Here is a 4,957-nt window from a genome sequence, read left to right on the forward strand (position 1 = left end):
CCCTTTTTCTTTGGGCTTTGGAAGAGCGCGGACGCCTCGAGAGGCCCGAGGCGTCCGGAGAGAAGCCTTGCTGGACTAGAAGGCGTAGCGCACCCCGACGATGAACTCGCGGCCGGTGTGGTGGTAGACCGACTCCAGGTTCTGCTCGCCAATGAACTGATCCTGGAATTCGTCGGTCAGGTTGACGCCTTCCAGGGTCAGCTTCAGGTGCGGATTGATCGTGTATTGGAACGAGGCGTCGATATTGAGCGTCTCGTTGGTGCCCTGATAGGCGATCGGCGCGATCGCCGTGTTGTCGGCGCCCGGCACCGCCGTCAGGTAGCGGCTGCGCCAGGCGGCCGAGACCCGGGTGCTGATGCGGGAGTCTTCGTAATAGAGCGTCGCATTGTAGGAATGCGGCGACAGGTTGGTGAGGTTCTGGCGGGCGACGGTGACCCCGGCCCCGTTCACATAGTTCACCTTGGCGATCACGCTGGTGTAGTTCAGCAGCACGCCGGTGTTGCCCAGCAGGCCGGGCAAGAACTTGAAGGCCTGCTGGTAGTTGATCTCGAACCCCTTGAGCGTGCCGCCGGGGGTGTTGAGCGGGGCGGTGAACGCCCAGCTGGTGGTCGTCGTGTTGCAGTCGGTCGTCTGGTTGCCGCAGGCGGCGATGGCGGCGCTGTCGGGCAGGCCGAACGGGTTGCCCTGATAGGTCTGATTGGTCGTCACGTTCTGGACGAAGGTCGAGATCTTCTTCTCGAACAGCGCCACCGACAGCAGCGATCCCGGCTGGAAATACCACTCGCCCGACACGTCGTAGTTCGTCGACCTAATCGGATCCAGGTTGGGGTTGCCCGCTGTCACCGCGCGGGTCGAGCCCGCCACGTTGAACGCCGCGCCGGGCGACAGTTGGGTCAATTCCGCCCGCGCCATCACCTTGGCCGCGCTGAAGCGGATCAGGAAGTCTTCACGCGGTTCGACCACGAGGTTCAAGCTGGGAAGCGTGTCGCTGTAGTCGCGCTGGGCGACGATCGGCACGGTCTGGCCGCCAACGAAGGCGTAGCCCGACGATTCCTGCGCGGTCTTCACGTAACGCACGCCGATATTGCCGCGCACCGGAATGTCCTGAATGGCGGTTCTGAAGTCGGCCTGCAGGAAGGCGCCCTTGTCCTTCTCCGAGACGCCCTTGTTGTTGGTCAGGGCGGGCGCGGTTCCGAGCTTGAACAGGCCGTTCAGAGTGGTCTGGTCGTTGACGTTGAACAGCGAGTAGAACTTCTCCAGGTCGGGCACGAGCCAGGTGGTCGGGGTGCCGGCCGGGATGCCCAGGCCCTTGCCGTTGAGATGGGCGAGGGTGGTGTAGCTGGCCAGAGGCGCGACCGCGTTGAGCGTGGCGATCTGGGCGGCGGTGAAAACCTCGACGTTGGCGGTCGAACCTGCGGCGTCGACGCGGCGCAGCTCGGTCGTGACAAAGTCGTACTTCTTGTAGTCGAGGCCGCCCGAGAATTTCAGGGAGTCGTTGAGCGCGTAGCTCAGGGCGAACTTGGCCGTGTCGTAGCTGTTCTCTGCCGTGAGCTTGCGCTGACGCAGTTCGCGCAGGACCCAGCCCGACGGGCTGGTGACGTCGGTGGTCCCATAGCCCAGGCCAGGGTGGCGCGGGTCGGTATAGTCGTAGCTGTAGCCCTGGATATTGAACTGGTCGAAGGTCAGGGTCGTCTGAAACGGGTTGTCGTGGAACGAGTTCGAGCGCCCCGCCAGGAACGACACGTCCAGCTTGTCGCTGAACCGATGCTCGACGTTCAGCGTGACCTGCTTGAACTTGGTGTCGAGAATGTCGAACCGGTTCTCGGTCCGCAGATCCACGTCGTTGAAGACGCCCTTGGTCAGGATGTTATTCTCGACCGTCGCCGAAACGACGTCGAAATCGGCCAGACCGCAGTTGTTGGGCCGGTTGGCCACGGTGCAGGCGGTGCCGGTGCTGAACGACGGAGCTTCCAGGTAGTATTCCCGCCGGGTCGCCTTGAAGTCGGCGTAGAGGCCGTCGAGCGTCACCAGGGTGCGGTCGCTCGGCTTCCACTGCAATGAGGCCGTGAAGCCGGTCCGTTCGCTGTGGTTGTCGAAGTGGTCGTAGCGCGGGAAGCGCGGGTGGAAGGCGCTGTTCAGCTGCGCCAGGGTCGGCGAACCCGAGGCGGGCGCCGACTGGAAGCCGGGAAGGAAGCTGCCGGCGTTGGTCGCCCAGCGCACCGTGCTGCTGCCTTCCTCGATGGTGTCGCGCTTGGAATAGGCGCCTGAAACCAGGATGCCGACGGTGTCGTCCAGGAAGGTCTTGGAGACCAGGGCGGCCACGCGGGGGCCGGTCTTGCCTGAAAGCTGGTTGTAGGCCGCCTGGGCCGAGGCGGCGAACTTGAAGCCGGGCGTGTCGAACGGGCGGCCCGTCTGCAGGTCGACCGTGGCGCCCAGCGAGCCTTCTTCCTGCGCGGCCTCGGCGGTCTTGGCCACCTTGATCGAGCTGAACAGGTCCGAGGCGAAGACGTTGAAGTCGAACGAGCGGCTGCGGTTGGCGCCGCCCGAAGAGTCGGCGCCGCCGGTGCTGGCCAGGGCTTCCATGCCGTCGATGCGCACCCGGGTGAAGGTGGCGCCAAGGCCCCGCACGGCGATCTGGCGGCCTTCGCCGCCATCGCGGGCCAGAGCGACGCCTGGAATGCGCTGGATGGATTCCGACAGGTTCAGATCGGGAAACTTGCCGATGTCCTCGGCGAGGATGGCGTCGACGGCGACCGAGCTTTCGCGCTTGGTGTTGAGCGCCTTGGCCAGGCTGCCGCGAAAGCCGGTGACCACCACTTCCCCGACTTCGGTCGTGTCGTTCCCGGCGACCTTGGCGGCGGCCTGGGTGGAGGTTTGAGCGGCCGCGGGCGCGGCGAACGCGAACATCGCGCAGAGCGCGGTGGCCGACAGCAGGGCGTGACGGCGCGAGCCGCTCACCGGAAGATTGAAGACGAGCATGGTTTCCTCCCCAGGGCCGGCGCCTCTTGGGCCCGGCGTTTTTGAAGGCCTCCTCTTTGGGGGGTCCTTCGTGGTTGCGTAGATGCTCCTGCTTGCGCCTTCCGGACCTCCGCGCGCTTCAGCGGCCCGGTCGAAAATTTCCAGATCCGTGTTCCCGGCCAAGGCGCCGGAGACCCGTGTTCATTCTCGATGTTGTCAGGTCATATGATGAATTTTGGATATCGTCGAGTCCTCCTCGCAGCTGTCGCGGACGCATTGTCGCTGGCCAGGCGACGCTATAGGTTCGTGGCTGATTGAAACGGAAGGCTCATATGGCAGTCGCCCAGCGTCGCTCGCTCGTCGACGACATCTTCGATGATTTCAGCGAACGCATCCGTACGGGAAGACTCGCGCCCGGCTCGCGCCTGCCGACCGAGAAAGACCTGTCGATCGAGCTTAGCGTCAGTCGAACCGTCGTACGTGAAGCGATGGCCCGTCTGACGGTGCAGGGCTTCACCGTGCCGCGCCAGGGCGCGGGCGTCTTCGTCGCCAGCGGCGCCCGCTACGAGGCCTTCCAAGTCACGCCGCAGGAACTGGACGCGATCGAGGATGTGCTGAAGCTGCTGGAAATGCGCTTGGCCATCGAAACCGAAATGGCCAGCCTCGCGGCCGAGCGGCGCGACGAATCCCATCTGGTCGAGCTCAAGCGCAACCTGGACGCCATGTCGCCCGAGGCCGAGGGCGGCGACGAGAACATCGACGCCGATGTCGGTTTCCATCGGGCCATCGCCCAGGCGTCCGGCAATCAGTATTTCGAGCGCTTCATCGACTTCCTCGGGATCCGACTGGTGCCGTCGCGCAAGGTCTATCTGCAAGGCCGTGAACGCGTCAGCCATCGTTATCTGCGCAAGATCTGGCGTGAGCACGAAGCGATCTACGAGGCCATCGCGAAGGGTGACCCCGCCGCCGCCCGCTCCGCCGCGCGCCGCCATATGAGTCTCAGCGTGAGACGCCACGCTCGACGCCTGCTTCAGTTGGAAACCGAACGATCCCAGGCCGGCTCGTCTTAAGGTGGGTGGCGGCGAGGCGAGGCCTGATTCCAACCAATTTGTGGATAACCGATCACGCTCGCGTTAACGCTTGCAGCCTTTTCGTGGCGAAGCTCGTTTCTGACTCCGCGAACGTACGATGCGTTCACGGAGGGCTGGTCGATGGCGCGTCACGAGATCCACCATTACCGTAACCGGCGTAACCCCAAGGCCATTTACATCGCCTTGGGTCTGGGCCTGTGGCTGACCCTCGGGCTGGTCAGCCAGGCGGCGTTCCAGGTCCTGGGCTAGGGTCGCGGCGCGCCTCTAGCGAGAGTATTGACCTATATACCGTTCAAGATTGCAGGCGTAGTCTGGCTTCGAGGCGTGCGAACGACGCGCCCGCAGGGAGAAACGCGATGGTCAGCCGTCTGCCCCGCCGCTGGCGGGAGCGAGGTTCGCCGACGATCACTCTTGTCCTGATCGCCCTGGTGCTGTGGGCGCTCCTGGCCATGGCCGCCCAGGTCGTCTTCCGTCTGGTCCAGTGAGCGGGCCGGCGCCGCCCCAGGCGTCCCAGCAGGCGTCTCTCTCATTCTCGGTCATATGCTCGCTCGACTGCCCCAGGCAGGCGCGCTTGTAGCGGCGGTCCTCGGCCGCTTCCCAGGCCCTGCGAGCGCGACGGGCGCTGGCCGGATCCAGATACTCGCCTTTGCCGACCCGCCAGCCCGGCTCGACGGTCTGGGACAGGTTCGGCCCGGCCGAGGCCGTGGGCAAGGCAAGGGGCTCGACGTCGGACACCGGCGTGTCGAGTCTTGCGCGGGCCGGCGAGGGCGCGGCGGCGCGACGGGCCGGCGAGGTCCGCCGCCGCTCCGGCTCGGCCTCGCGCGGCGCCAGGGCGATCACCACGGTCGGCGGCTCGACCATCGCCGGCGCCCGGCGCTCCAGGGTCAGCAGGGCCAGCAGGCCGACAT

5 protein-coding genes are annotated in these 4,957 nt (G+C 65.6%); 4 read left to right on the top strand and 1 reads right to left on the bottom strand.

Annotated features, from left to right (window positions below; all coding sequences use genetic code 11):
• Positions 1-75: 75 nt before the first annotated feature.
• A complete protein-coding gene (locus AC1DZ6_RS18920) occupies positions 76-2,979 on the bottom strand; it encodes a TonB-dependent receptor (protein WP_477098686.1) in 2,904 nt (967 codons plus the stop codon).
• A 311-nt stretch (positions 2,980-3,290) separates the two neighbouring features.
• Here AC1DZ6_RS18920 and AC1DZ6_RS18925 point away from each other — a divergent pair, with 311 nt between their 5' ends.
• The 4 genes from AC1DZ6_RS18925 to AC1DZ6_RS18940 all read left to right on the top strand — a co-directional run.
• Complete coding sequence (locus tag AC1DZ6_RS18925; protein ID WP_477098687.1) at positions 3,291-4,028, top strand: FadR/GntR family transcriptional regulator; 738 nt, start codon at positions 3,291-3,293, stop codon at positions 4,026-4,028.
• A gap of 141 nt (positions 4,029-4,169) precedes the next feature.
• A complete protein-coding gene (locus tag AC1DZ6_RS18930) occupies positions 4,170-4,298 on the top strand; it encodes a hypothetical protein (protein WP_477098688.1) in 129 nt (42 codons plus the stop codon).
• A gap of 107 nt (positions 4,299-4,405) precedes the next feature.
• Positions 4,406-4,534, top strand: a complete 129-nt coding sequence (locus AC1DZ6_RS18935) for a hypothetical protein (RefSeq protein WP_477098689.1) — start codon at positions 4,406-4,408, stop codon at positions 4,532-4,534.
• A 161-nt stretch (positions 4,535-4,695) separates the two neighbouring features.
• On the top strand, positions 4,696-4,957 hold a 262-nt coding region (locus AC1DZ6_RS18940; RefSeq protein WP_477098690.1), incomplete at its 3' end, for a hypothetical protein.

It is taken from the genome of Caulobacter sp. P1_B12_2, assembly GCF_056406675.1.

Coding starts and splice junctions, on each gene's coding strand:
- AC1DZ6_RS18920 (WP_477098686.1), bottom strand. CDS start 2,979: ATGCTCGTCTTCAATCTTCCGGTGAGCGGCTCGCGCCGTCACGCCCTG.
- AC1DZ6_RS18925 (WP_477098687.1), top strand. CDS start 3,291: ATGGCAGTCGCCCAGCGTCGCTCGCTCGTCGACGACATCTTCGATGAT.
- AC1DZ6_RS18930 (WP_477098688.1), top strand. CDS start 4,170: ATGGCGCGTCACGAGATCCACCATTACCGTAACCGGCGTAACCCCAAG.
- AC1DZ6_RS18935 (WP_477098689.1), top strand. CDS start 4,406: ATGGTCAGCCGTCTGCCCCGCCGCTGGCGGGAGCGAGGTTCGCCGACG.